This is a genomic window from Phenylobacterium terrae (genome assembly GCF_042681205.1).
GTDB lineage: Bacteria > Pseudomonadota > Alphaproteobacteria > Caulobacterales > Caulobacteraceae > Phenylobacterium > Phenylobacterium terrae.
In genome coordinates, this window is sequence record NZ_JBHUEY010000001.1 from 2,439,281 (window position 1) to 2,464,260 (window position 24,980).

Consider the following 24,980-nt stretch of genomic DNA (forward strand, 5'->3'; position numbering starts at 1 on the left):
AATGTCATCCCGCTCTGCACGGGCGAGCGCGGGAACCGGCGACAGGCTGTCGGGTTGCCCGGATGACCTGATCCTTCAGCTGTGGAGCGCGACGTGGAAAGACCTCAGGACACCAAGACAAACGCGGCGGACACCGCGCCGGGCGTGGACGACGGCAAGGTCCGCGCGCATGGCGCCGACGTCAACTCGAAGCCGGGCGGGCGAGGCCTCGTCTGGCTGATCGTCGGCGTCAGCCTCGTCATCCTGGCCATCGTCTTCATCGCCAGGCCCGACACGACCGGCGAGCAGGAGACGGCGGCGAGCCCCATGCGCCAGGAAGTGGCGACGATGAACTCGGCCCCCGCGCCGGCCGAGGTGAACACAGCCGCCGATACATCCCGCTAGCGTCGCGATCGCCCATCTCCTCTCCCCCGAGGCGCAGCCCGAGGGGAGAGGCCGGGAGAGGGGTGGAGCGGCGCCCCCGCTTGCGTAGCGCCCGGTCGACGTCCCACCGCGTTCGAACATCGCGGGACCATCCGGTGCGGCCGCAAGCTCTGCGTCGCCCCTCTCCTCAATCCTCTCCCCCCGCGCTGCGCGTCGGGGGAGAGGAGGTCATGATCTCAGATCTTCTCGCTGAGCTTGATCGCCGTGCGGCAGCCGGCGCGGATCACCGCTGCGAGCACGGAATAGCCGGGCGCTTCGCGCGCGCCCTCCTCGACGGCCAGGTCCCGGTGCGCCAGCTCCTCGTCGCGGAACTTCGAGAGCTCGGCGGCCAGCTCCGGGTCGCGGTTGGCGAGCTCGGCGATCTGGCCGGCGTAGTGTTCCTCGATGACCGTCTCCACGGCCTCGGTGCAGGCATGGGCCGCCTTCTCGCCGAGCAGGGCGGTGCCCGCGCCGACCGCGAACCCGGCCAGGCGCCAGACGGGCGCCAGGGCCGTCGGCCGCACGCGCCGCTCGGTCAGCAGCCGGTCGAACCTGGCCAGATGCTCGGCCTCGTGGCCTTCCATCTCGGCGAGCTGGCCGGCGATCCGCTCGCGGCCGGGGGCCTCGCCCAGCACGGCGCGTTGGCCGCGGTAGATGTGGACGGCTCCCAACTCGCCCGCGTGGTCGACCCTGAGGATCTCGGCCATGCGCGCGGCCCAGGCGCCCTGGCCGGGGCGGGGCGGGATCGGCTTGTCGGTCATCGGCGGCTCCACTCCTTCCGCGCGGCGGCCAAACTAAGCACGGCCAGCGCCAGGGAGGCGAGGGCGTTCCAGCCGGCCATCGACAGTCCCAGGAACACCCAGGCGGCCTCGTCGCAGGCGGGCATCTCGACGGCCTCGCCCGAGAGCAGCGCGCCCATGTCCTCGGCGGTGACCGCGCCGCCGGGCGCGCAGGCTGCGGGGCCGGGCCAGAACTTCCACTCCACCCCCGCATGGTAGGCCGCGACCCCGACCCCGACGAGGAAGACGAGCCCCAGCATCAGGTTCAGCGCCGCCCGCCAGCGGGCCTCCTTCAGCAGGAACCGCGTCAGCAGAAGGCCCGCCAGCGCCACGCCGCCCGCCGCCCAGTAGACCTCCCGCTGCTTCAGGCAGAGCACGCAGGGCGCGTAGCCCAGCCGCTGGAAGACGTGGGCCGTCGCCAGCATGGCCGCGGACGCGAGGAGGGCGACCAGCGGCCAGCGGGCGAGGAGGGGATCGAGTTTGCTCATCCGCCCGCCACCTCGGCGGCGGAAACTCGGCGCGGGCCGATCAGGAGGTTCATGCGTTCTGCCTAGCAAGGCTTGCCGGGCTTGTCTTGCCCCGGCCCCGGCCGCTGCATAGTTTCAACTGATACGATCTCCGCATCTGGGAGAGACGCCGATGAACATCCAGGCCCCCTCCGAGGCCCGCGACCTGTTCGACAACCCGCTGGGCACCGACGGCTTCGAGTTCGTCGAGTTCACTTCGCCCGAGCCTGAGCGGCTGAAGCACCTGTTCGAGCTGATGGGCTTCACCGCCACCGGCAAGCACCGGTCGAAGAACGTGCTCCGCTTCCGGCAGGGCGACATCAACTTCATCCTGAACATGGAGCCCTCCGGCCAGGCGGCCGATTTCCGCAAGGTCCACGGCCCATCGGCCAACGCCATGGCCTTCCGGGTCAAGGACGCGGCCCGGGCCCTGAAGCTGGCGGTGGAGCGCGGCGCCAAGGCCGTGCAGGGGCCGGTCGGGCCGATGGAGCTCAACATCCCGGCCATCGAGGGGATCGGCGGCTCGAACCTCTACCTCGTCGACCGCTACGGCGCGCAGGAGATCTACGACGTCGACTTCGTGCCCATCGAAGGGGCCGAGGAAGAGATGGCGAAGAACTCGGTCGGCCTCGACTACATCGACCACCTGACCCACAACGTGTTCCGCGGCAACATGGTCAAGTGGGCCGACTTCTATGAGCGCATCTTCGGCTTCCGCGAGATCCGCTACTTCGACATCGAGGGCAAGCAGACGGCGCTGGTGTCGAAGGCCATGACCAGCCCTTGCGGCAAGATCCGCATCCCGCTGAACGAGAGCCAGGACGAGCATTCGCAGATCGAGGAGTTCCTGCGCGACTACCACGGCGAGGGGATCCAGCACGTGGCCCTGGGGACCGGCGACATCTACGCCTCGGTCGAGGCGATGCGCGCCCGCGGGGTGCCGTTCCAGGATACGCCCGACACCTACTACGAGCAGCTCGACGCCCGGGTGCCGGGGCACGGGGAGAACCTGCAGCGGCTGGCCGCCGACCGCATCCTGGTGGACGGGGCGCCGACCGAGGGGCAGGGCCTGCTGCTGCAGATCTTCACCGGCAATCTTATCGGGCCGATCTTCTTCGAGCTGATCCAGCGCAAGGGCAACGAGGGCTTCGGGGAAGGCAACTTCAAGGCCTTGTTCGAGTCGATCGAGCTGGATCAGATCCGCCGTGGCGTGTTGCCGGCGAAGGATGGCGGATGAAGCTCAAGGTCTGGTCCCTGGTCGCATTGGGAGTGTTGATGGCGGACGCGGCTGAGGCGGCCCCGAAGTGGGCCTTGGCCATTCACGGGGGCGCGGGCGTGATCGACCGCAACGCCCTGACCCCGGATCAGGAGAAGGCCTATCGCGACGGGCTGACACGCGCGGCCGAGGCGGGGGCCAGGGTGCTGCGGGCCGGCGGGACCTCGCTGGACGCGGTCGAGGCGGCGGTGGTCGAACTGGAGAACAACCCGCTGTTCAACGCCGGCCGCGGGGCGGTCTTCACCGCCGAGGGCAAGAACGAGCTGGATGCGGCGGTGATGGAGGGGCGGGGCCTGAAGGCGGGCGCCGTGGCCGGCGTCACCCGCACCCGCAACCCCGTCAGCCTGGCCCGCCAGGTGATGGAGCACTCGCCGCACGTGATGCTGATGGGGACGGGCGCGGAGACCTTCGCCCGCAGCCGCGGCCTGCCGGAGGTCGACCCGGCCTACTTCTATACGCCGCAGCGCTGGCGGGCCCTGGAGCGCGAGCTCGCCAGGCAGAACCTGGCCGTCCCCGCCAGGCCCCGTGGCGCGGACGAGGACGACCGGGCCGCCGCCCTGGCCCACGACGAGGGCAAGCGCGGCACGGTGGGCGCCGTAGCCGTCGACATCCGCGGGGACGTGGCGGCCGCGACCTCCACCGGCGGGACGACCGCCAAGCGCTGGGGCCGGGTGGGCGATGCGCCGATCATCGGCGCCGGCACCTATGCGGCGAACGCCTCCTGCGCCGTCTCGGCGACCGGGACGGGCGAGTACTTCATCCGCCTGACCGTGGCCCGCGAGGTCTGCGCCCTGGTCGAGCACAAGGGCATGAGCCTGCAGGCCGCCGCCGACGAGGTCGTGCAGAAGAAGCTCTCCAAGATCGGCGGCGACGGCGGGGTGATCGCCGTCTCGCCGGGCCGCGACATCGCCTGGAGCTTCAACACCTCGGGCATGTACCGGGCCCGCATCGCCGACGGCCAGCCGCTGGTGGTCGGCGTCTACAAGGACGACCCATAGAGATGGCCACGCGCAACTGGATCCCCGTCCGCGGCGCGCAGGGGCGCCGCTCCCGCCAGGCCCACGCGGACCTGCCGGAAGGGACCTTCGAGCGCGAGATCTCCAAGGAGGGCTTCTTCGGCCCGGCCGCCTTCATCTACCACCCGAGGCCGCCCACCGGCTGGACCAGCTTCGAGGGGCCGCTCCGGCCGCGGGCCTTCGATCTCAACCGCCTGAACGAGCCGGCCGGATCGCCCTGGAGCGCGCCGGTGGTGCTGCACAACGCGGCGACCGAGATCCGCTTCTGGAAGCTGGCCGGGCCGATGCCGAACCTCGCCCGCAATGCCGACGGCGACCAGCTGCTGTTCGTGCACGAAGGGCGCGGCGACCTCTTCTGCGACTACGGCCGGCTGCCGTTCCAGGCCGGCGACTACCTCTACCTGCCGCGCGGGACCATGTGGCGCCTCGCGCCCGACGGCCCGGCGGCGCTGCTGACCATTCAGGCGACCAACACCCACTTCGGCCTGCCGGACAAGGGGCTGCTGGGCGGCCACGCCCTGTTCGACCCGGCCATGCTGGAGACGCCCGCCATCGACGAGGCCTTCCAGGCCCATCAGGCCGAGCGCGGCGACTTCCGCGTCGAGATCAAGAAGCGCGGCCAGGTCAGCGTGGTGACCTATCCGTACAATCCGCTGGACGCTGTCGGCTGGCACGGCGAGCTCGCGCCCGTGCGGCTCAACGTCCGCGACATCCGTCCGGTGATGAGCCACCGGTACCACCTGCCGCCGTCGGTCCACTCGACCTTCGTCTCGGACCGGTTCGTGGTCTGCACCTTCACGCCCAGGCCCTTCGAGACCGATCCCGGCGCGCTGAAGGTGCCCTTCTTCCACAACAACGACGACTACGACGAGGTGCTGTTCTACCACGCCGGCGACTTCTTCAGCCGCGACCACATCGAGGCCGGGATGATGACCTTCCATCCCTCGGGCTTCACCCACGGCCCGCACCCCAAGGCGCTGAAGAACATGTTCAGCCAGCCAAAGCCCGCCACCGACGAGTACGCCGTGATGATCGACGCGCGCGATCCGCTGGACGTGGGCGAGGCGGCCTCTACGGTGGAGAACCCGGACTACGTGAACAGCTGGAGATCGCCCGGTTGACGGCCAAAGAGGGCCTGCGCGCGGACCTCGCCAAGGCGGCGCACGAGGAGATCGAGCGCGCCTGCACCCTCGGCTGGCGCCAGCTCTCGGCCCACACCCCCTGGGGCGACACCTTCGAAGGCTTCACCCCCGCCGGCCGCGAGGTCTGCTTCGAGCGCAGCTACCTGTGGGACGACGACCCTGGCGGCGACATCCGCGTCGAGGTCAACGTCTACCAGCCCCGCGCCTTCGAAGAGGGCGTGCGCCTGACCCGCAAGATCGCCAAGGAGACCTCCGCCTCGTGAAACTCGCCTCGCTGAAGAACGGCCGGGACGGCCACCTGGTGGTGGTCTCGCGGGACTTGGCCTGGTTCACCGACGCCGATGCGATCGCGCCCAGTCTGCAGGCGGCGCTCGACGACTGGGAGACCTGCGAGCCGATGCTCCGGGGCCTGGCCGAGAGCCTCGAGCACGGCGCCGTGCCGCGCGAGCGGTTCCACGAGCACGAGGCGGCGAGCCCGCTGCCCCGGGCCTACCAGTGGGCCGACGGCTCGGCCTATGTGAACCACGTCGCCCTGGTGCGGCAGGCGCGCGCCGCCGAGATGCCCGAGAGCTTCTGGACCGATCCGCTGATCTACCAGGGCGGATCCGACGGCTTCCTGGGCCCGCGCGACCCGATCCCACTGGTGGACGAGGCCTGGGGCCTCGACTTCGAGGGCGAGGTGGCGGTGGTCACCGGCGACGTGCCGATGGGGGCGAGCCGGGAACAGGCGCTGGCGGCGATCCGGCTGGTGATGCTGTGCAACGACGTTTCCCTGCGCAACCTGATCCCGGCCGAGATCGCCAAGGGCTTCGGCTTCTTCCAGTCCAAGCCGGCCTCGGCCTTCTCGCCGGTGGCGGTGACGCCGGACGAGCTGGGCGGGAGCTGGCGGGACGGCAGGCTGCACCGGAAGATGGAGGTGGAGCTGAACGGGCAGCCCTTCGGCTGCGCCGACGCCGGCGTCGACATGACCTTCGACTTCGGGACGCTGATCGCCCACGCCGCCAAGACCCGCAGCCTGTGCGCCGGCTCGATCATCGGCTCGGGGACGGTGTCGAATCGCGGGCCGGACGGCGGTCCAGGAAAACCGGTGGCCGAGGGCGGCGTCGGCTATTCCTGCATCGCAGAAGTGCGGACGGTGGAAATGCTCGCCCACGGGGCGCCCAGGACGCCGTTCCTCAAGCGCGGCGACGTGGTCCGGATTGAGATGCGGGACGAGCGCCGCCACACCCTGTTCGGAGCGATAGAACAGGAGGTGACGTGAACGCCCAGCCCAGGCGCGAGACCGCGCCCCCGCGCGATCCGGCCCAGGGCGCCGGCGCGCTGCTCCGCCTCTCCGACTACCTGCCTTACCGCCTGTCGGTGGCCTCCAACGCCGTCAGCCGGCTGATCGCCCGGGCCTACGAGGACCGTTTCGGCCTGGCCATCCCCGAGTGGCGGCTGGTCTGCGTGCTGGCCGAGGAAGGGGAGGCGACCCAGGCGGGGCTGGTGGCCCGCACCGGCATGGACAAGGTCACCGTCTCCCGCGCCGCCGCCGCGCTCGCCCGCCGGCGGCTGGTGGAGCGGCGCCGCAACCCTGCCGACGGCCGGTCCCAGGTGCTGGCGCTGAGCCCCGACGGGGCCTCGCTGCACGGCGAGATCGCGCCCCTGGCGCTGGCCTACGAGGCCGCCCTGATCTCCGGCCTGGCCCCCGACGAGGTCGCCCAGCTGAAGCGCCTGCTGGCCCGCCTGCAGTCGGCCGCCGCCGCCCTGGCCGGCGAGCCCGCCCCGCCGCGTTGACGGGGCGCCGCGCTCGGCTAGATTGCCCGCCCCGCTGGGCCCCAGTGGCGAAATGGTAGACGCGGCAGACTCAAAATCTGTTGTGCGAGAGCACGTGTTGGTTCGAGTCCGACCTGGGGCACCATCGGCGGATCAGGTCGAGGCCGGATCCTGTTCGCCCGGCGCCTTGGCGTCGGGATCGTGCAGGACGTCCTGGCGGTAGAGCATGGTCACGGCGGTGTAGATGACCAGCGCCAGCGGGGTCGCGAACAGCACGCCGAGGGGGCCGAAGATCGTGCCGAGGCCGACCACCGCAAAGATTCCCAGCACCACCGGCAGCGAGGCGACGTTCTTCTGCACCAGCGGGGTGATCAGGTTCGCCTCCAGCTGCGAGACCCCGACGTAGAGGGCCAGCGTCAGCAGCAGGGCGTGCGGGCCCTGGGTGGCGGCGATCAGCAGCGCCGGGACCGCCGAGACGATCGGGCCGATGACAGGGACGAACTGCGCCACGCCGGTCAGCAGCGCCAGCGCCAGCGGAGAGGGAACGCCGATCAGCCAGAGCCCCAGGCCGACCAGCGTGCCGACCAGGATCATCGAGATCAGCTGCGCCTTCAGCCAGCCCTTCAGCGCCCGGCCGCAGGCGTTCATCACCTCGCGCAGCCGCGGCCGGACCGACAGGGGCGCCAGTGAAAGCGCGCCTTCGCGCGCGGCGGCCGGCTTGGTGGCGAGGAAGACCCCGGCGACCAGCACGAGCAGCAGGGTGGTGACGCCCGCCAGGGCGCTGGTCGCCGCCCGCTGGGCGAGGGCGAGCGCCCGCCCGGCCTGGCTGGCGGCGGCGCCGGCCGCCTCCAGCAGCTGGTCCCCGAGCGGCGAGGCCTCCAGTTCGCCCCGGACGTAGTCCCAGGCCTCCGGCACCCGCTCGGCCAGCGCCGAGACCTGGATGGCGATCGCCCGGCCGAACAGGGTGGAGATGGCGCCGACCACCGCGACCACCACCAGCACCGCGACCAGGGTGGCTAGGCCGTCGCTCAGGCGCGTGCGCCGCACCAGCGGGTCGGCGATCGAGCGCAGGATCACCGCCACCAGGACGGACCCGAAGATCAGCATCCAGAAGTTGGACAGCCGGATCGCCAGCTGGGCGACCATGTAGGCGCCCACCAGCGCCGCCGCGCCGAGCAGGATCAGCCCGACGGCGCGCTTGCCAAGGGGGTCAGGCGCCGTCGGTTCCGGCACGGAGGCTCCTATCGCTGCAGAGGAGGCGCATCGGCCCCGTTCGCAGACGAATGTGCAACGGCGATGAAGGTTCGCAAGGCCCCGGTCAGCGGCCCGTCAGCCGCCGGAGGATCCGCCGCGGCAATGAGGGCGGGTTCGGCGGCGGCGGCGCGGTGGCCTTGATCAGGCTCCAGGGCACCGGCTGGCCGTTGACGTCCATCTTCCGCACCTGGCCCGTGCGCACGTCGGTGATCTCGTGGCGGAAGCCGATGCGGCCGGCGTAGGTGTTCGAGTAGAGCGGCGTGAAGTAGGCGCAGCCGTCGAAGAAGTAGTGGGTCACCTGGGAGAAGCGGGTGCGCGTCCGGTCGGTGTGGGGCGCCCCGCCGTGGTGCAGCCCGGCGGCCCAGATCAGCGCCTGGCCCTTCCTGGGGTGGAACCGCACTTCCTGCGCGCCGTGGACCTGCGCCAGCCGCTCCCAGACCGCCTCGAAGGCGCCCAGGTCGGCGTAGGGGTCGCCGTCGGAGGTCGGCCGGCGGCCAACGTGCTCGTTGAACACCGCCGGCCAGCGATGGCTGCCCGGATAGTAGCGCAAGGGGCCCGCCCCCTCGGCGATGTCCTCCAGCGCCAGCCAGACGCCGCACATGTAGTTCTCCGGCGAGGAGGCGAAGTGCACCAGGTCGACGTGGATGTCCTGCTGCGACCCGATCGCGAAGTTCAGCGTCTGGAACGGGAAGGCCGGCCGGCCGTAGAGGCGGCCCAGCAGCTCGACGATCTTGGCGTTGGCGGCGATCCGACGGACGGACTCGTTGTGCGCCCAGGCGTCGGTGGCGCGCGGCAGCTCAGCGAGCTCTCCCGAGCGCCAGCGGTCCCACGCCAGGTCCGCGTGCACGCTCGCCACGATGTCGGCGGCCAGCGCCTCGAGTTCCGGCTCCGGGAAGTCGATGACTGCGAACCCGTCCCGGTTGAGGTCGACGGCGACGCGGCGCGTCTCCGCGTCCCAGTCCGATTCGACCAGGACGTCCTGGAAGAACGGGCTGTGGATCAGCGGCACGCCGGGTAGCAGGTCTTTGGCGGCTTTCACTTCAGGGCGACTCCGTGCGCGTCGGGCTCGCCCACAGCCTAGTCTGCGACGCGGTTTCGGGAAGCAATAGCGCGATGCGCGATGTCCCATTGACCCGGCCCCAGGGGCTGCCCCGATGGAAAGGCGGTCAGCCGAGAGCGAGGTGATTCGTGACTGCTTCCGCCCCCTACCTGAGCCCCGCCGAAGCCGCCCGGCGGCTGGGCGTTTCCGCCAAGGCGCTGCGCCTCTACGAGGCCCGCGGCCTGGTCACGCCGGTCCGCACCGGCGCGGGATGGCGCGCCTACGGCCCGGGCGAGATGGCCCGCGCGGCGGAGGTCGCGGCGCTGCGGGCGCTGGGCTTCAGCCTTGCGCAGGTCGGCCGGGTGCTGGATGGCGACGCCCAGGGGCTGGAGCCGGCGCTGGCGGCCCATCAGGCGAGGCTCGAGGCGGAGCTTGGCCAGATGGCCGGCCTGGTGGACCGGGTGCGCGGCCTGCGCGCCGCCCTCGCCCAGGGCGCGTCGCCCAGCGCCAAGGACCTGGCCCGCCTCGCCGGGCCGGCCGCCGAGCCGGTCGTCGCCTTCGACCTGCCCTGGCCCTGGGGCGGCGAGCGCTTCGAGCTGCGCGCGCTGCGGGCCCTGACCTGGATTGTCGGGCCGCTGGGCAGCGGCAAGACGCGGCTCGCCCTGCGCCTGGCCGAGACGCTGCCGAACGCCGCCTTCGTCGACCTGGACCGGCTGGCCGACGGCGCGGCGGCGGCGAAGGCGCAGGTCGCGGCCGACCCGGCCCTGGCGGCCCGCGTGGCCGCCTCGCAGGCCTGGCTGGTCGAGGACGGGGCGACGCCGTCAGATGCGCTCACGGCGCTGCTCGCCGCGCTCGAGGCCGACGGCCCGGCCGCGCTGGTGGTCGACATCCCCGAGCAGGGGCTGGACGAGGCGACCCAGCTGGCGCTGGCCGCCCACCTGCGCCGGCGCGGTCCGGGCGCGCGGCCGCTGTTCGTGCTGACCCGGTCCTGCGCGATGCTCGACCTGGCCGCCGTCGGGCCGGAGGAGGCCATCCTCCTCTGCCCCGCCAACCACAGCCCCCCGACCGTGGTCGCGCCCTTTCCCGGGGCGCCGGGCTACGAGGCGGTGGCCACCTGCCTGGCGACGCCGGAAGCGCGGGCGCGGACCGAAGGGATGATCGCCGTCCGCCCGGCCGCCGCCTGACCCGGAACGCTGAAGGTCGGCGAGCGTTGGCTGGTTGAGGCTGGGAGCGGACTGAAATGGCTGACGAAATGCCGGGGGGCCAAGGGGTTCGGGCGATCCCGCTGGACGACGAGGCGCAGGTCCGGCGCTGGGCGGCCATCCTCGGCGGATCGCCGGCGCGCAGGCCCGGCCGCCGGCTCTCGCGCTACTTCGGCGGGGCCGCCAAGGCCGTGCGCGCCGAGGGCCCGGCCGGGCAGGTCGGCATCGGCGGGCGCGCCGGCCCCTGACGCCGGCCGCGGCTACTTCACCGCGATCCAGAGATCCTGCCCGCCGTCGTAGGCGGCGGGCGGATGCCACTCCCCGCGCAGCAGGACGTCGGTGCGCAGGCCGGCCCCCCGGACCAGGTCCTCCAGCACCTCTCGCCGGTGGGCGATGGCCTGCTCGGGGGCGCGCGGGTTGACCACCGCCGAGCCGGGTTCGAAGGGCTGGAAGGGCAGGGCGGGCGAGCGCTCGCGTCCCGGCTCAAGGGTGAAGGCGGAGAACAGCAGCACGCCGTGCGGGCGCAGCGTGCGGGCGGCCTCCCGGATGTAGGTCTCCACCGAGGCCAGCCGCATGTGGGTGAACACCGACGTGGCGAAGGCGATGTCGACGCTGGCGTCATCCGCCGGGAAGCGGACCTGGTCCTCCGGGATCCCGCCGGCGCGGTTGTAGAAGCCGTTCTGCACGTCGATGCTGTGGAACTGGAAGCGGGGATCGCCCGCGAACCGCGCCTGGCAGAAGCGGATGGCCTTTTCCGAGACGTCGAACCCCAGGTAGCGGCCCTGCGGCCCCAGCACCTTGGTGACGTGCTCGGCCACCCGGCCGGTGCCGCAGCCGATGTCCAGCACCGAGGATTCGGCCCTCAGCCCTCCGAACCGCACCAGCCAGCGGGCGATCTGGCGGCCCACGTGCCGGTAGTCGCCGTCGCCGACATCGTGGATCACGCTCCACGGCTCGCCCCGACGGTCGGGGTCGACGATCCGGGCCGGGAGGCTCCGAACGTCGGTCAGAAGTCCCACGGCGACTCTGCGGACTTCAGGCGGCGCCAGCCGGGAGAGCTTGCGCAGGATGGCGGCGGGCATGAAAGGCACTCAACGCGTAAAGGGGCGGCGCCCGAAAAAGCCCCAGCCCTGCGGGCGGCGCAACCGCATCCAGGGCCCGGGAGCCCCTGACGGCGGCGCTTGCCTGCTCGGAACGGGGCGGGCGCGGCGCCGTTACCTTTGGAAGAGGGCGAAACGAGGGAAAGTCATGCATCCCAACCAACCGCATACCGACAGCGACGACGGCCGCCGGGACAACGACCGGCCCGCGCCGATCGAGCGGGCCAGCGGCGGACAGCACAACGCCGACAAGGCCGCCGAGTCTGCGCCGGGACCGTGCGCGGAGGATGCGGACCTGAGGGCGCGCCAGGAGGAGCTGCTCGACGAAGCCGTCGAGGAGACCTTCCCCGCCAGCGACCCGATCGCGCCCAAGCGCATCACCTGACCGCAAGGTCGGGTAGAAGACATCGCCGCCCCGGGGGACGTGCTATTGGCCGTCCATCGCATCGGGGTGGAGATGGACGAAGACAGCTACACTCTCCTGGGCGTCAGGCCTGACGGCGGCGTGCCGGTCGTCGATCTGGTGGCCGGCGCCAGCCGGCGCGAGGCGCTGGCCCGCGCCCACGTCTTCCTGCGCGAGCACGCCAGCTGCGAGCGGGTGGAGGTGTGGCTGGACGGGCGGATGGTCGGCCAAGTCGAGCGCGGGTCCGCCCCCCAACCCCTCGGCCGGCTGGGCGCCTAGGCGCCCCCGATTCCTTCCGTGATCTTGCCCGTGCCTTCGCACTCCGGGCACGGGCCGCCGTCGATGTGGCCGGCGCCGTTGCAGCGCGGACAGACGTTCTCGCCCGTGCCGGGCGCGCCGGCGGCGGCTTCGTCGGCGGGACGCAGGGGTTCGTCGGGCATGGCGGGCTCCTTCGACGCCTCCAACTCGCGGACGCTGCGGCCGGTTTCGCAAACCCGGTTCGACGGCTAAGGACGAGGGCCCGCCCGCCGCCCCGAGTCCCCGTGACCTCCGCCTCTCCCCCCGCCAGCGACCGACCCGACGCCCAGCGCATCGGCCTGGGCATCGCCCTGCGCGTCGGCGCCATGGCCTGCATGGCGGCGATGTTCGCCGGGGTGAAGTGGACGGCGGGGCAGGGCATCCCGGTGCTGGAGATCGTCTTCTTCCGCAACGCCTTCGCCTTCATCCCCATCGCCCTCTACATCCTGCCGACCACGGGTCTGCGGGTCCTGAAGACCCGCCGCCCGCTGGGCCATCTGGCGCGCTCGGCGGTGGGCCTGACGGGGATGGTCTGCGGCTTCTCGGCCGCCGCCCTGCTGCCGCTGACCGAGGCGACGGCCATCTCCTTCGCCGCGCCGCTGTTCATGACCGCGCTGTCGGCGCTGATCCTGAAGGAGAAGGTCGGACGCCACCGCTGGGGGGCGGTGGCCGTCGGCTTCGTCGGCGTGCTGATCATGGTGCGGCCGAGCCCCACCGAGTTCGCCAATCTCGGCGTGCTGTTCGGCCTCGCCGGCGCCCTCGGCGCGGCGGGCGCGATGATCGCCATCCGCGAGATCGGACGGACCGAGCCCGGCCCCACCATCGTCTTCTACTTCACCCTGGCGGGGATGCTGCTCGGGCTGGCCAGCCTGCCGTTCCACTGGGTCGCGCCGGAGCCGTTCACCTTGGGCGTCCTGGTGGTGATGGGCCTGCTGGGCGGCGTCGGCCAGCTGTTGCTCACCCAGGCGCTGAAGGTCGCGCCGGTCGCCGCGGTGGCGCCGTTCGACTACACGCAGCTGCTCTGGGCCAGCGTCTTCGGCTTCCTGATCTGGGGCGAGCTGCCGAGGCCCGTGACCGTGGCTGGGGCTCTCGTGGTGGCCGCGAGCGGCGTCTACATCCTCTATCGCGAGACGGTGCGGATGCGGCAGGCGCGGCGCGACGCCGCGTGAACGGCGATCACGCGAGCCGTGCGTTGACAGACCGTCGTTACGGGAAGACTCTGGCGCACACGACCGGGCGCCCTTAGCGGGCGCGCCGCCTGATCATGCGCCAGGCGCGCTCGCCCCGAGGATAGCCGGGCATGGCGATCAGGAGACCCAAGGCCATGAAGACCATCTGGGCCGCGCTCGGCGCCGCCGCCGCCCTCGCAGCGGCCGGCTCGGCGAACGCGGCCGTCACCGTCATCGGCGGCGGGCTGGCCGAAGCCTGTTCGCAGGCCGCCATCCGCGGCGAGTCGGCCCCCGAGTACGAAGCGCTCTGCACGACGGCGCTGGAGTCGGAGTTCCTCAACGCCCGCGACCGGGCCGGCACCTACGTCAACCGCGGCGTCTTCAAGCTGCGGCGGGCGCAGTACGACATGGCCGTGAAGGACTTCGACCTGGCGATCCGGCTCAAGCCCGACGTCGGGGAGGCCTACGTGAACCGCGGCGCGGCCTTCATCGGCCAGAAGCGCTATGCGGAGAGCGTGCCGCAGATCAACAAGGGGCTGGAGCTCGGCGTCGAGGAGCCGGCCAAGGCCTATTACAACCGCGCCCTGGCCTACGAGGGGCTGGAGGACGCCAAGTCGGCCTACTTCGACTACCAGAAGGCGCTGGAGCTGAAGCCCGAGTGGTCGGCCCCCCGCGAGCAGCTGGTCCGCTTCACCGTCACCAAGCGCGGCGGTTGAGCCCGGACCCTGGCGCGGGCCTGCGGCGTTCCTAGATGGTGGAGGGATGCCCATGCGCCGACTGCTGATCGCCGCCCTTGTCCTCGCCGCCGCCACGCCGGCCGCGGCGCAGGGCCTTTACGACCCGGGTCTGCTCGCCCGCGAGGCCGAGCTGCGCGCCCAGCAGGACATGCTGCGCAACCGCACCATCGACCTCGAGAACCAGATCACGTCGATGGAGATGCGGCTCCAGGCCGAGCGCACGGTGCGGGATCTGGAGGCGCAGCGCCGCCGGCCCGCCGCGCCCGTTCCACAGGAACGCCGCACGACCGCCTCCGGCGGCTCGGATGCGGGGCTTGGCGGCTTCGTCTCCATCCCCGATGATCGCCTCGACGCTTCGAACGACCGGGTCCGCGCCGCGAGCCGTCCCGCCCGCTAGCCCGGCGGAGCAGCCGCGGCCCTTCCCGCGTTACGGCCCGGGCGGCGGCAGAGGAAGGATCACGGGATGCGCTGGCAAGGCGGACGCAGGTCGGGGAACATCGAGGATCGGCGCGGCCTGGGGCCGGGCGCGGCGGCCGGCGGTCTCGGCGTCGGCGGGGTGATCATCGCCCTGATCGGCTATTTCGTCTTCGGCATCGATCCGTCGACCACCACCAGCGTCATCGGCGGCGCCGGCGCGCCGGCCCAGCAGCAGCAGGGGCAGATCGGCAGCCCGCAGGACGAGGCCGGCGCCTTCGTCGACGTGATCGAGACCTCGACCCAGGACGTCTGGGGGCCGATCTTCCGTCAGGCGGGCCAGACCTACCGGCCGCCGGCGGACGTGGTGCTGTACGACCAGGCCACCGGCACCGGATGCGGGACGGGGCAGGCGGCGATGGGGCCGTTCTACTGCCCGGCCGACCAGAAGGTCTATCTGGACCTGTCCTTCTGGGACGAGCTGGCCAACCGCTTCGGCGCGCAGGGCGAGGCCGCCCGCGCCTATGTGATCGCCCACGAGATCGGCCACCACGTCCAGCACCTGACCGGCCAGACCACCGTCGCACAGCGGATGGGGATGCGCGGGGCCGAGAGCGGCGCCGTGCGGCTGGAGCTGCAGGCCGACTGCTTCGCCGGCGTCTGGGTGGCGCATGCGGCGCAGGTGTCCGGCGGCCAGGTGGCGCTCGATCCCAGCGACATCGAGGATGGCCTCAGGGCCGCCTCGGCGGTCGGCGACGATGCGCTGCAGAAGCAGGCCCAGGGCCGGGTGATGCCCGACGCCTTCACCCATGGCACCAGCGAGCAGCGGATGCGCTGGTTCCGGCGCGGCGTCGAGACCGGCGATCCGGACGCCTGCGACACCTTCCAGGCGAGCCGGCTCTGATCCATGCCGGGCGGGGGACGCCCCTCGCAGGCCGGCGAGCGGCGCAGATCAAGTTCGCCGGTCGGTCCGGGACGTCCCCGCGCCCACCCTCCTGGAGGAGGGACGCGACGACGACCGTGCACCGCGCCGGCAGGCCGGCCAAATTAAGCTTTGGAAAGCTGGCCGCCTTCAGCGCCGACCCGCATACCTCCCCCGCGAAGCGGCGGGAGGTAGGACTACGGCCGCAGGTCCGGCGGCAGGGCCGCGACTTCCGCCGGGGTCAGCCGGGTCATCGCCGAGATGATGCAGGGGCTGACCATCCCGCCGCCGAGCCGCACCTTCAGGTTCAGGTCGATGGGCCGGCAGATCAGGCCCGAGCCGCCGGCGCTTTCGGTGATCAGCGTCTCCTGGCGCGAGGCGCCGGCCAGGCACGAGCCGCTCATGTCGAGGCGGTAGGTCTCGCGGCCGCCCACGTCCACATAGAGGGTGCGGGAATCGGCGATGCGGTGCGAGCGGATGTCGTTCATCCGGAAGCAGCCCGGCGCGCCGACGGTGTCGACCGCATCGGCGCCCGCCCGTCCGGCGTAGGCGGCATCGTAGGTTGGCGGGCCGGCGCAGGCCGTCAGCAGGGCGGCGGCGCAGCCGGCTGCGAAATGGGTTCTCATGACCGTGTCTCCTGCCGCCTGGAGCCTACACCAAGAGCCCGGCCGCCGGCAGCAACGATAAAACGCCGGTCGGCAGGGTCTGGCGCCGCGGCTCCTTCGCCTCTAGTCTGGGGCCATTCTCCGGGGGGCCGCGCGTAAGCGGCTGAGAGGCGGGTGAGCCCGCGACCCGTCGAACCTGATCCGGGTCATGCCGGCGAAGGGATGGGAACCGGACGGCGGGCGCCTTACGCCCTCGTCCTCTTTTCAGCCGACGCTGGCGGTGGCTCTCGGATCCTCTTGAAGGAACCGCGCCGGTGAACATCGAAACGCCCATCGCCAAGGCCATTCCCACGGGCGAGCGCCCGGGATCGCGCAAGGTCTACCAGCCCGGCGTGATCTGGCCCGACATCCGCGTGCCGTTCCGCGAGGTGGCGGTCCACGAGAGCGCCGGCGAGCCGCCGCTGACCCTCTACGATCCGTCCGGGCCCTACACCGATCCGCGCGCGACCATCGACATCGAGAAGGGCCTGCCGCGCACCCGCGAGCCGTGGGTCGTCTCCCGCGGTGACGTGGAGATCGTCGAGAACCCTCGGCAGGTGAAGCCGGAGGACAACGGCTTTGCGCAGGGCAAGCACCTGGCGCCGCAGTTCGCCGCGCCGCGCCGGGTTTACCGGGCCAAGGCCGGCCACGCCGTCACCCAGCTGGAGTACGCCCGCAAGGGGATCGTCACGCCCGAGATGGAGTACGTCGCCATCCGCGAGAACCTGCGCCGGCAGGAGGGCGAGCCCTTCATCCGCGACGGCGAGGACTTCGGGGCCGAGATCCCCGACTTCGTCACCCCCGAGTTCGTGCGCGACCAGGTGGCCCGCGGCCTGGCGATCATCCCGGCCAACATCAACCACACCGAGCTCGAGCCGATGGCGATCGGCCGCAACTTCCTGGTCAAGATCAACGCCAACATCGGCAACTCGGCCGTGCTCTCCACGGTCGCCGACGAGGTGGACAAGATGGTCTGGGCCATCCGCTGGGGCGCGGACACGGTCATGGACCTCTCCACCGGCCGCAACATCCACAACATCCGCGACTGGATCGTCCGCAACAGCCCCGTGCCGATCGGGACGGTGCCGATCTACCAGGCGCTGGAGAAGGTGGGCGGGATCGCCGAGGACCTGACCTTCGACGTCTTCGCCGACACCCTGATCGAGCAGGCGGAGCAGGGGGTGGACTACTTCACCATCCATGCCGGGGTGCGGCTGCCGTACATCCCGCTGACCGCGCGGCGGACCACCGGCATCGTCAGCCGCGGCGGCTCGATCATGGCCAAGTGGTGCCTGGCCCACCACAAGGAGAGCTTCCTCTACGAGCGGTTCGAAGAGATCTGCGAGATCATGCGGGCCTACGACGTGTCGTTCTCGCTGGGCGACGGCCTGCGCCCCGGCTCCATCGCCGACGCCAACGACGCGGCCCAGTTCGCCGAGCTGGAGACCCTGGGCGAGCTGACCCAGGTGGCCTGGCGCCACGGCTGCCAGGTGATGATCGAGGGCCCCGGCCACGTGCCGATGCACAAGATCAAGGCCAACATGGACAAGCAGTTGGCCGCCTGCCACGGCGCGCCCTTCTATACGCTGGGCCCGCTCACCACCGACGTGGCCCCTGGCTACGACCACATCACCTCGGCCATCGGGGCTGCGATGATCGGCTGGTTCGGCACGGCGATGCTCTGCTACGTCACGCCCAAGGAGCACCTGGGCCTGCCGGACCGCGAGGACGTGAAGCAGGGGGTGATCGCCTACAAGATCGCCGCCCACGCCGCCGACCTCGCCAAGGGCCATCCCTCGGCGCGCGCCTGGGACGATGCGCTGTCCAGGGCCCGGTTCGAGTTCCGCTGGGAGGACCAGTTCAACCTCGGCCTCGATCCGGAGACCGCCCGCGAGTACCACGACGAGACCCTGCCGAAGGAGGCGCACAAGACCGCCCACTTCTGCTCCATGTGCGGGCCCAAGTTCTGCTCGATGAAGATCAGCCATGACATCCGCGACGCGGCGGCGGCGCAGAACGACGTGGCCGAGGGCATGGCCCAGATGGCCGAGAAGTTCCGCAAGGTGGGCGAGATCGACGTGCCGGTGGGGGCGGCGGAGTAGGCTGCCCCACACCTTTCGTCATCGCCGGGCTCGTCCCGGCGACCCATCCTGACGTAGCGGGGCCTGACCTCGACGGGATGGGTGGCCGGCATGAAGCCGGCCATGGCGCGAAACAGGGGAGCGCGGTGTAGGTAATGGCCGACGAGATCCAACTCGAAGCCGGCGCGGTCGTCACCGGCCAGGACCTCTCCCGCCTCGACTGGGCCGAGCGGGACCTGACGGACATCGTGCTGACCGACTGTACCCTGCTGGAGGCGCAGCTCTCGGCGGTCATCCTGCAGGGGGCCAGGTTCAAGGGCTGCCGGATCATCGGCTGCCGGTTCGCGCACGCGGACCTGCGCGAGACGGTGTTCGAGGACTGCGACTTCTCCGACCCGGAGAACCACGCCGGCGTGCAGTTCGCCTTCAGCCGCCTGGACGAGGCCAGGTTCTCCCGCTGCAACCTGGCGTTTGCGGACGTCGACCGCTCGAGCCTCTACGCGGCCGAGTTCCACGGCTGCAACCTGCGCGGCGCGCGCTTCCACCGGGCCGACTTCAGCCGCGCCTTCGGGGCCAAGGTGGTGCGCACGGCGGTGACCTTCGACGCCTGCATGCTGGAGCTGGCCGACCTGTCGGAGGCGCGCGCGCCGGAGTGCGATTTCCGCAAGTCGAGCCTGAAGGAGGCCGATCTGCGCGGGGCTGACCTGGAGGGAGCGGACCTGCGCGGCGCCAACCTGTTCGGGGCGCTGACGGCGGACGCCCGGCTCGCCGGCGCGGATCTACGCGCCGCGGAGGTCAGCGGCCTCGACCTGACGGCGCTGGCCAGCCGCGACGGGCTGAAGGTGACGTTGGATCAGCAGTACGCCCTGCTGACGGCGCTCGGCGTGGACGTCCACGCGGAGTGATCGGTTCCGAGCACCCCGGCGGAGGAAGGCCTACTCGTCCACCGTCTCGCGCACGGGCGACGGCCAGACGCGGACGGCGACGGCGGCGGTGACCGAGCCCAGGACGGCGGTGGCCGCGCCGGCCCATTGGACCGCGTTCATGCCTTCAGAGGCGTAGTGGCCTGCGGCGGCGCCGCAGACGAACACGAGGATGGCCGTGGCCCACTCGGCGCCTTCCTGGCTGAACAGGATCTTGTGCATGTCGATAAGCCCCCAAACGACGCGGGTCAGACTAGACGCAACGGTCTTAACGAATGCCTGAGTCGCTTGGGGATGTGACACGCCCGCGCAAGGCAGATCGGTCGCAGGCGAAAAGAACGGGCGGCCCCCTGGGGGAGCCGCCCGTCGCAGCGCGTATCAGGTCGACGGCCTAGGGCGTCGTGGCCGGGTCCGGCGCCGCCTCGGGCGTGGAGGCCTGCGGGGCCGGTGCGGCGTCCGGCGTCGGGGCCGGCGCGGCCTCGGGGGCCGGCGTGACCGGCGGGATCACCAGGGCCGGCGGCGCGGCGGCGGGCGAGCTGGCGATCGAGGTGTAGGGCTGCGGGCCGGCGGGCAGCGCCACCGTGCCGCTGGCGTCGATCGCTTCGGAGTCGGCGCTGGCGGCGGCGGCGGGCCGCGCCCGCGCGGTGGTGCGCGCGACGCGGGTGGTGCGGGCGCTCGTGCGGACCTCGGTGGGCGCGGGGCTCGCCGCCGGCGTGGCCGCGGCCGGGGTCGCCGCAGCGGTCGTGGCCGGCGTCATCGGCGTGGTCGTCGAGGCCGCGGCCGTCGGGCCGGGCGTCGGCGGGGCCGTGGTCGCCATCGGCGGCAGCGTGGAGTCGGTGGCCGCGGTGGTGGCCGCCGGCTCGTCGCCGTTGCTCATCGCGTAGAAGGCGACGCCCGCCACCGCCACCAGGGCCACGGCGCCGGCCGCGATCGCGCCGACCGGCGCGCCCTTCGACTTGCGCCTGGCGGTGGTGGTGCGGCGCGCGCCGGCCATGCCCAGCCCGGTGTCGGTGGGGGTGTTGGTCGCCGGCTCGGCGGCGGTCGTCGCGGCCGGCCCGGTCTGCATCATCGGCTCGGGATTTGCGAAGCCGCCCGTGGGGGCCGCGGGTGCGGGCTCGGCGAAGCTGCGGGGCTCGGCGGCCGCCGCGGTCGAGGCCGCCGCGGCCGGTCGTGCGCCGCCTGCGCGGCCGAAGCCCTTGCGCCGCTTGCCCGTCTCCCGGGCGTAGATGGGGGTCTGCGCGAACATCGACGGCTCGGCGTCGGTGGACGCTCCGTCCTGCCGCGTGAAGTCCTGTTGCGTCGGCGTACCCGTCGGATCGGGCATGGTGGCGTTCTCCCGGTATCGTTGGTCGGAGCTACAACGGCATCGGGCTCAGCTTGTTCCGAAGCGGGTTCCATCTGTGCTGTAAAAATCCCTCCTGTTTGGCGCCCAAAACTGGCCGACTACTCGGAGGCGGTTTCTCGGGTGCTCGCCATGCTTGCGCAATACAGGCGCGATTGTGGCGTGTCGCGCCGCGAGTTCGCCCGATTTCAGTCGAGCAGTTCGGGGAGCGCGCGGATGATCCTGTCCGGGCGCACGGTCGAGCCCGGCGGCAGGCCCTCGCCCAGGTGGTCGTGCCAGATGCCGAAGATGCCGAGCCGCTGCGGCGCGGCGACCTCCCACTCGAGGTTGTCGCCCACCATCCAGGCTTCGTGCGGCTGCACGCCGAGCGCCTCGAGCGCGTGGCGGTAGGCCCGCTCCTCCGGCTTGCCGAACCCGGCCTCGCCTTCGATCTGCACATGGTCGAAGCGGCGGGCGAGGTCGAACCGCGCCACCTTGGCCCGCTGCGCCTCGGCCGCTCCGTTGGTCACCAGCGCCAGCAGGACGCCGCGGGCCTTCAGCTCGTCGATGGTCTCCACCGCGCCGGGAAAGCAGGCGTTCTCCTCCCGCAGCCGGTGGAACCTGGCGCCGAACTGGCGGGCCACATCCGGCGTCAGACCCGGCGCCTGCGGCCGCCAGCTCTCGAACACCCGCTCGACGATGGCCGTGCGCGCCTCCTCCAGCCGGAAGCGCCAGGTCCGGTGCCGCGTCTCGTCGGACCAGAAGTCGCGATTGGCCGCCTCCAGCCGCCGGGCGGCCTCGTCCGGCGGCATCGGCAGGAGGTGCGCGATCTCCTCGGCGAGCGTGCGCAGCAGCAGGCCGCGCGGGCCGGCGGAGATGATGGTGTCGTCGAGGTCGAAGAGGATGGCGCGGGGCAGGGCGGTCACCTGCGGCAGTGTAGCCCACCGGAGCGGCCTGCGTTAACGCCGCCGCTCAATCCGCTGGCAACCCTCGCCGCCGGACCGTCGGGGCGTCTGCGACAGCCGAGGCGAGGGGACGAGATGAGCAGCCTGAAGGATCGCGCCCGCCAGCCCCGCAAGCCGGCGACCGGCCCGGCCCGGGTGAGTCCCCGGCGCCACGCCCGCAAGCCTCTGACGGAGTTGTCAGCGCCCGCGGCGCCGCTCCGCCTTGACCCTCCGACGAACGCCGCCAAGCTGCGCTCTCCGTCGGAGGGATCTATGAGTCTGAAGGCTCGGTTGCAGCGCGACCTCAGGTACGTGCGTGGTTTGCGGCGCACGCTAGGGCGCATCAAGACCATCGCCCCCGATTCGAAGACGCTGCTGTGCGACGACGTGCAGGCGGCGGTCGAGAAGTGGCGGAGCCGCCCGGCCCTCACCTTCGAAGGGCGCACGCTGAGCTTCGGCGAGGTGGACGCCATGGCCAACCGCTTCGCCCACTGGGCCAAGGGGCTGGGCCTGCGGCGCGGCCAGGTGGTGGCGCTGTTCATGCCCAACCGCGCGGAATACTTCGCTGTCTGGTACGGCCTCTCGAAAGTCGGCGTCGTCACCGCCCTGGTGAACAACCAGCTGACCGGCGCGCCGCTGGCCCACTGCCTGAAGCTGTCGGGCGCGAGCCACGTCATCGTCGACGACGAGACCGCCGCCGCCTTCCAGGACGTCAAGGGCGAGCTCGAGAAGCCGATGGTCCAGTGGGTGCTGGGCAGGGCCAGCGGCGACCAGCGGGACCTGCCGCAGGCGCTGCGCAGCTGCAGCCAGCTGCCGCCGGACAAGGCGGTGCGCGAGGACATGACCGCCCGCGACACCATCCTCTACATCTACACCAGCGGCACGACCGGCCTGCCCAAGGCCGCGCGCATCAGCCACCAGCGGGCCCAGCTCTACATGCGGGCCTTCGCCGGCGCGACCGGGGCCAAGGAGCACGACCGGGTCTATGTGGCCCTGCCGCTCTACCACGCCACCGGCGGCCTCTGCGCCCTGGGCGCGGCGCTGCTGAACGGCGGCTCGGTGGTGCTGAAGAAGAAGTTCTCCGCCAGCCACTTCTGGGAGGAGGTGGTCGCCGAGCGCTGCACCATGTTCGTCTACATCGGCGAGCTGTGCCGCTACCTGGTGAACCAGCCGCCGCAGGATGACGAGGCCAAGCACAAGATCCGCCTGGCCTTCGGCAACGGCCTGCGGCCCGACGTCTGGCGCGAGATGCGCACCCGCTTCCGCATCCCCCAGATCCTGGAGTTCTACGGCGCCACCGAAGGCAACGTGGCGATGTTCAACTACGACGGCCGCGAGGGCGCCATCGGCCGCATCCCGAAGTGGATGAAGAACCGCTTCAACGCCCGGCTGATCCAGTTCGACGTCGAGACCGAACAGCCGATCCGCGGGCCGGACGGCCTGTGCATCGAGTGCGGAGCCGGCCAGGTGGGCGAATGCATCGGCCGCATCGGCGACGACGCGCGAACCGACTACACCGGCTACGTGGACAAGGCGGCCAGCGAGAAGAAGATCCTGCGGGACGTCTTCCAGAAGGGCGACGCCTGGTTCCGCACCGGCGACCTGATGCGCCAGGACGCCGACGGCTACGTCTACTTTGTCGACCGGATCGGCGACACCTTCCGCTGGAAGGGCGAGAACGTCTCCACCGCCGAAGTGGCCCTGCGGCTGCACGAGGCGCCCGGCGTCCTGGAGGCCAACGTCTACGGCGTGGAGGCGCCCGGCGCCGAGGGCCGGGCCGGCATGGCCGCCCTGGTCACCAGCGGCGAGTTCGACGTCAAGGCCTTCGGCGAGCACGTGGAGCGCGAGCTGCCGCACTTCGCCCAGCCCATGTTCCTGCGCCTGCTGCCGGCTCTCGAGACCACCGGCACCTTCAAGCAGCGCAAGGTCGACCTGGTCGCCGAGGGCTTCGACCCGTCCAAGGTCAAGCACCCGCTCTACTTCAAGCATCCCGACAAGGGCTACATCCGCATCACCAAGCCGGTGATCGAGAAGCTCCAGGCCGGCGGCTACAAGCTCTAGCGCGGTCAGTCAGCCGCGCGGAGCGGGGCTTCAAGGCGGCAGGTCAGGCCGGAAGGGGCGAAGTCGAGGCTGGCCCCGCCCTGGATGTCGCCCCTCAGCGTGCGCTCGATGAGGCGCGAGCCGAAGCCCTTGCGCTTTGGCGGATCGACCGGCGGGCCGCCCGCCTCGGTCCAGGTGAGCGCCAGCCGCGGCTGGCCGCACTCGCGCGTCACCCGCCAGGCCACGCGCACCTTGCCGCCGGGCGCGGACAGCGCCCCGTACTTGGCCGCGTTGGTGGCCAGCTCGTGGAACACCAGTCCCAGGGTCAGCGCCTCGTTCGGCGAGAGGTTCACGTCCGCGCCGTCGAGCTCGTAGCGGCCCTCGCCGTGGGGCTTCAGCTCGGCCAGCAGCACGTCCTTCAGGCAGGCGCTGCGCCAGCTGGTGGCGGTGAGCAGGTCGTGCGTCCCGGACAGCGCCATGAGCCGGGACTCGAACTGTTCGCGGAAGCCCTTGGGGTCGGGATAGCCGCGCAAGGTGTGGGCGGCGATGGCCTGGACGGTGGCCAGGGTGTTCTTCACCCGGTGGTTCAGCTCGTCGACCAGCAACTTCTGCTGGGCCTCGGCGCGGACGCGGTCGGTGACGTCGTACCCCTCGACGAACACCCCGGTCGCTTCGCCGGCCGGATCGAGGATCGGCTGATAGATGAAGTCGACGAACCGCTCCTGCGGCGGCCCGTCCGGCGTCCGCTGCAGGCGCACGCCCATCGCCCGGCCGACGTAGGGCTGGCGGGTCGACATCACGTCGGACAGCAGCTCCACGAAGCCCTGGGCGCGGACTTCCGGCAGGGCCTCCAGCACCGTGCGCCCGATCACCTGCCGATGGCCGATCAGCTGCAGGTAGGCCGAGTTGACGAACTGGAACGTCAGATCGCGGCCGGTCAGCACGGCCATGAAGCCGGGCGCCTGCATGAACAGGTCGCGGAGCTGGTTGGTCTCGTCGATCAGCGAGGCGTTGGCCGCCTGCACCTCCTGGGCGCGGAGCAGCAGCTGGGCGGCGGAGGCGCGCGGCTGGCCCGCCGGGCCGTAGGCGATGTCCTTCAGCCGGCGAAGCTCGGTGACGTCCACCGTGTTCTGGACGATGAAGGCGACCTTGCCCTGGGCGTCCTTCAGCGGCGTGTGGACCGCCGACCAGTAGCGCATCTCCAGCGCGCCGGTCGGGGCGGCGATGGGGTAGGGGATGTAGGCGATGGAGTCGGGGCGGCCGGTCTTCAGGACGCGCTCGAACGAGGCGCGCAGCAGGGCGCCGCTCTCGCCGTCGTTCGGGAACAGGTCGAAGATGGCGCCGCCGATCAGGCCTTCGCGGGAGCGGCCGGTCGCCTCGACGTAGGCGTCGTTCACGGCGACATAGTTCAGCTGCCGGTCGAGCACCATGTAGGGGCTCGGCAGGGCGCCGAACAGGGCCTCGAAGTCGAGGCGTGGCGATGGCGCGGCAGCGTCCGCCTCGAAGTTTTCGATCAACGCCGGCCCAGCCCCGTCCATGATTTGCCGGAACGCGGCGTTTCGCCCGCTGTTCCGTGACCGGGCCGCTCCTGCGCGCCGGCCGTTCCTGGCCTAT

Annotated in this window: 29 protein-coding genes, 1 tRNA gene and 1 riboswitch; of the genes, 19 read left to right on the forward strand and 11 right to left on the reverse strand. The window is 71.8% G+C overall.

All coding sequences use genetic code 11. The features are described 5' to 3' along the window. The first annotated feature begins 93 nt into the window (after window positions 1-93). The gene (locus tag ACFSC0_RS12230) at window positions 94-384 is read left to right on the forward strand and encodes a hypothetical protein (RefSeq protein WP_377283880.1); all 291 of its coding nucleotides are present in this window, start codon (window positions 94-96) and stop codon (window positions 382-384) included. 215 nt (window positions 385-599) lie between these two features. Here the strand turns inward: ACFSC0_RS12230 and ACFSC0_RS12235 are convergent, their stop codons facing one another. Then, the gene (locus tag ACFSC0_RS12235) at window positions 600-1,163 is read right to left on the reverse strand and encodes a demethoxyubiquinone hydroxylase family protein (RefSeq protein ID WP_377283879.1); all 564 of its coding nucleotides are present in this window, start codon (window positions 1,161-1,163) and stop codon (window positions 600-602) included. Continuing rightward, window positions 1,160-1,669 carry a disulfide bond formation protein B gene (locus tag ACFSC0_RS12240; protein ID WP_377283878.1) on the reverse strand — a complete coding sequence of 170 codons (510 nt, stop codon included), beginning with the start codon at window positions 1,667-1,669 and terminating at the stop codon, window positions 1,160-1,162. The genes ACFSC0_RS12235 and ACFSC0_RS12240 overlap by 4 nt, the downstream gene beginning before the upstream one ends. A 151-nt stretch (window positions 1,670-1,820) precedes the next feature. Between ACFSC0_RS12240 and hppD the strand changes: the two genes are divergently transcribed. From hppD to ACFSC0_RS12275, 7 genes are all read left to right on the forward strand, one after another. After that, window positions 1,821-2,924, forward strand: coding sequence for a 4-hydroxyphenylpyruvate dioxygenase (hppD, locus tag ACFSC0_RS12245; protein ID WP_377283877.1), 1,104 nt, complete (start codon window positions 1,821-1,823; stop codon window positions 2,922-2,924). A 38-nt stretch (window positions 2,925-2,962) separates the two neighbouring features. Continuing rightward, complete coding sequence (locus tag ACFSC0_RS12250; protein ID WP_377283876.1) at window positions 2,963-3,961, forward strand: isoaspartyl peptidase/L-asparaginase family protein; 999 nt, start codon at window positions 2,963-2,965, stop codon at window positions 3,959-3,961. Window positions 3,962-3,963: 2 nt separating this feature from the next. After that, window positions 3,964-5,100 carry a homogentisate 1,2-dioxygenase gene (locus ACFSC0_RS12255; RefSeq protein WP_377283875.1) on the forward strand — a complete coding sequence of 379 codons (1,137 nt, stop codon included), beginning with the start codon at window positions 3,964-3,966 and terminating at the stop codon, window positions 5,098-5,100. Next, on the forward strand, window positions 5,097-5,384 hold the full coding sequence (locus ACFSC0_RS12260; RefSeq protein ID WP_377283874.1) for a hypothetical protein: 288 nt from the start codon (window positions 5,097-5,099) through the stop codon (window positions 5,382-5,384). Before ACFSC0_RS12255 ends, ACFSC0_RS12260 begins: the two co-directional genes overlap by 4 nt. After that, a complete protein-coding gene (locus ACFSC0_RS12265) occupies window positions 5,381-6,382 on the forward strand; it encodes a fumarylacetoacetate hydrolase family protein (RefSeq protein ID WP_377283873.1) in 1,002 nt (333 codons plus the stop codon). Before ACFSC0_RS12260 ends, ACFSC0_RS12265 begins: the two co-directional genes overlap by 4 nt. Then, the gene (locus ACFSC0_RS12270; RefSeq protein WP_377283872.1) at window positions 6,379-6,897 is read left to right on the forward strand and encodes a MarR family winged helix-turn-helix transcriptional regulator; all 519 of its coding nucleotides are present in this window, start codon (window positions 6,379-6,381) and stop codon (window positions 6,895-6,897) included. The genes ACFSC0_RS12265 and ACFSC0_RS12270 overlap by 4 nt, the downstream gene beginning before the upstream one ends. A gap of 38 nt (window positions 6,898-6,935) precedes the next feature. Continuing rightward, window positions 6,936-7,021, forward strand: a tRNA-Leu gene (locus ACFSC0_RS12275). Between the two features lie 8 nt (window positions 7,022-7,029). Here ACFSC0_RS12275 and ACFSC0_RS12280 read toward each other — a convergent pair. Beyond that, window positions 7,030-8,109: an AI-2E family transporter gene (locus ACFSC0_RS12280; protein ID WP_377283871.1), complete on the reverse strand. Its 1,080-nt coding sequence runs from the start codon at window positions 8,107-8,109 to the stop codon at window positions 7,030-7,032. Window positions 8,110-8,194: 85 nt separating this feature from the next. Further along, window positions 8,195-9,169 (reverse strand): phytanoyl-CoA dioxygenase family protein, encoded by a 975-nt coding sequence (locus tag ACFSC0_RS12285; RefSeq protein ID WP_377283870.1) that lies wholly within the window; start codon window positions 9,167-9,169, stop codon window positions 8,195-8,197. Window positions 9,170-9,318: 149 nt separating this feature from the next. Here ACFSC0_RS12285 and ACFSC0_RS12290 point away from each other — a divergent pair, with 149 nt between their 5' ends. Next, entirely contained in the window at window positions 9,319-10,353 is a 1,035-nt protein-coding gene (locus ACFSC0_RS12290) for a MerR family transcriptional regulator (RefSeq protein ID WP_377283869.1), read from the forward strand. A gap of 56 nt (window positions 10,354-10,409) precedes the next feature. Continuing rightward, window positions 10,410-10,619, forward strand: a complete 210-nt coding sequence (locus ACFSC0_RS12295) for a hypothetical protein (RefSeq protein WP_377283868.1) — start codon at window positions 10,410-10,412, stop codon at window positions 10,617-10,619. A gap of 12 nt (window positions 10,620-10,631) precedes the next feature. On the opposite strand, the gene ACFSC0_RS12300 is transcribed toward ACFSC0_RS12295, so the two are convergent. Beyond that, a complete protein-coding gene (locus ACFSC0_RS12300; protein WP_377283867.1) occupies window positions 10,632-11,453 on the reverse strand; it encodes a class I SAM-dependent methyltransferase in 822 nt (273 codons plus the stop codon). Window positions 11,454-11,619: 166 nt separating this feature from the next. Between ACFSC0_RS12300 and ACFSC0_RS12305 the strand changes: the two genes are divergently transcribed. Both ACFSC0_RS12305 and ACFSC0_RS12310 read left to right on the forward strand, forming a co-directional pair. Beyond that, on the forward strand, window positions 11,620-11,856 hold the full coding sequence (locus ACFSC0_RS12305; protein WP_377283866.1) for a hypothetical protein: 237 nt from the start codon (window positions 11,620-11,622) through the stop codon (window positions 11,854-11,856). Window positions 11,857-11,901: 45 nt separating this feature from the next. Next, on the forward strand, window positions 11,902-12,153 hold the full coding sequence (locus ACFSC0_RS12310) for a hypothetical protein (RefSeq protein WP_377283865.1): 252 nt from the start codon (window positions 11,902-11,904) through the stop codon (window positions 12,151-12,153). On the opposite strand, the gene ACFSC0_RS12315 is transcribed toward ACFSC0_RS12310, so the two are convergent. Then, on the reverse strand, window positions 12,150-12,314 hold the full coding sequence (locus ACFSC0_RS12315; RefSeq protein WP_377283864.1) for a hypothetical protein: 165 nt from the start codon (window positions 12,312-12,314) through the stop codon (window positions 12,150-12,152). The genes ACFSC0_RS12310 and ACFSC0_RS12315 overlap by 4 nt on opposite strands. A gap of 102 nt (window positions 12,315-12,416) precedes the next feature. On the opposite strand from ACFSC0_RS12315, the gene ACFSC0_RS12320 reads away from it, so the two are divergent. From ACFSC0_RS12320 to ypfJ, 4 genes are all read left to right on the forward strand, one after another. Further along, complete coding sequence (locus ACFSC0_RS12320) at window positions 12,417-13,340, forward strand: DMT family transporter (protein ID WP_377283863.1); 924 nt, start codon at window positions 12,417-12,419, stop codon at window positions 13,338-13,340. 131 nt (window positions 13,341-13,471) lie between these two features. Next, window positions 13,472-14,056 carry a tetratricopeptide repeat protein gene (locus tag ACFSC0_RS12325; RefSeq protein ID WP_377283862.1) on the forward strand — a complete coding sequence of 195 codons (585 nt, stop codon included), beginning with the start codon at window positions 13,472-13,474 and terminating at the stop codon, window positions 14,054-14,056. A gap of 52 nt (window positions 14,057-14,108) precedes the next feature. Next, window positions 14,109-14,474: a hypothetical protein gene (locus ACFSC0_RS12330; protein WP_377283861.1), complete on the forward strand. Its 366-nt coding sequence runs from the start codon at window positions 14,109-14,111 to the stop codon at window positions 14,472-14,474. 66 nt (window positions 14,475-14,540) lie between these two features. Next, window positions 14,541-15,395, forward strand: coding sequence for a KPN_02809 family neutral zinc metallopeptidase (gene ypfJ / locus ACFSC0_RS12335; protein WP_377283860.1), 855 nt, complete (start codon window positions 14,541-14,543; stop codon window positions 15,393-15,395). A 215-nt stretch (window positions 15,396-15,610) separates the two neighbouring features. Here ypfJ and ACFSC0_RS12340 read toward each other — a convergent pair whose 3' ends face one another. Beyond that, window positions 15,611-16,039: a DUF6491 family protein gene (locus ACFSC0_RS12340; protein WP_377283859.1), complete on the reverse strand. Its 429-nt coding sequence runs from the start codon at window positions 16,037-16,039 to the stop codon at window positions 15,611-15,613. A 116-nt stretch (window positions 16,040-16,155) separates the two neighbouring features. Continuing rightward, window positions 16,156-16,247: riboswitch (TPP riboswitch) on the forward strand. Between the two features lie 85 nt (window positions 16,248-16,332). On the opposite strand from ACFSC0_RS12340, the gene thiC reads away from it, so the two are divergent. Next, complete coding sequence (gene thiC, locus ACFSC0_RS12345) at window positions 16,333-18,159, forward strand: phosphomethylpyrimidine synthase ThiC (RefSeq protein ID WP_377283858.1); 1,827 nt, start codon at window positions 16,333-16,335, stop codon at window positions 18,157-18,159. 134 nt (window positions 18,160-18,293) lie between these two features. Further along, on the forward strand, window positions 18,294-19,043 hold the full coding sequence (locus ACFSC0_RS12350; RefSeq protein WP_377283857.1) for a pentapeptide repeat-containing protein: 750 nt from the start codon (window positions 18,294-18,296) through the stop codon (window positions 19,041-19,043). Window positions 19,044-19,073: 30 nt separating this feature from the next. Here ACFSC0_RS12350 and ACFSC0_RS12355 read toward each other — a convergent pair whose 3' ends face one another. The 3 genes from ACFSC0_RS12355 to ACFSC0_RS12365 form a co-directional block, all read right to left on the reverse strand. Further along, the gene (locus tag ACFSC0_RS12355; RefSeq protein ID WP_377283856.1) at window positions 19,074-19,283 is read right to left on the reverse strand and encodes a hypothetical protein; all 210 of its coding nucleotides are present in this window, start codon (window positions 19,281-19,283) and stop codon (window positions 19,074-19,076) included. Window positions 19,284-19,452: 169 nt separating this feature from the next. Then, entirely contained in the window at window positions 19,453-20,385 is a 933-nt protein-coding gene (locus ACFSC0_RS12360; protein ID WP_377355151.1) for a hypothetical protein, read from the reverse strand. 206 nt (window positions 20,386-20,591) lie between these two features. Continuing rightward, window positions 20,592-21,308, reverse strand: a complete 717-nt coding sequence (locus ACFSC0_RS12365; RefSeq protein ID WP_377283854.1) for an HAD family hydrolase — start codon at window positions 21,306-21,308, stop codon at window positions 20,592-20,594. 291 nt (window positions 21,309-21,599) lie between these two features. On the opposite strand from ACFSC0_RS12365, the gene ACFSC0_RS12370 reads away from it, so the two are divergent. Continuing rightward, a complete protein-coding gene (locus tag ACFSC0_RS12370) occupies window positions 21,600-23,387 on the forward strand; it encodes a long-chain-acyl-CoA synthetase (protein ID WP_377283853.1) in 1,788 nt (595 codons plus the stop codon). A 5-nt stretch (window positions 23,388-23,392) separates the two neighbouring features. On the opposite strand, the gene ACFSC0_RS12375 is transcribed toward ACFSC0_RS12370, so the two are convergent. Beyond that, window positions 23,393-24,904, reverse strand: a complete 1,512-nt coding sequence (locus tag ACFSC0_RS12375; RefSeq protein WP_377355152.1) for a sensor histidine kinase — start codon at window positions 24,902-24,904, stop codon at window positions 23,393-23,395. Window positions 24,905-24,980 lie beyond the last annotated feature (76 nt).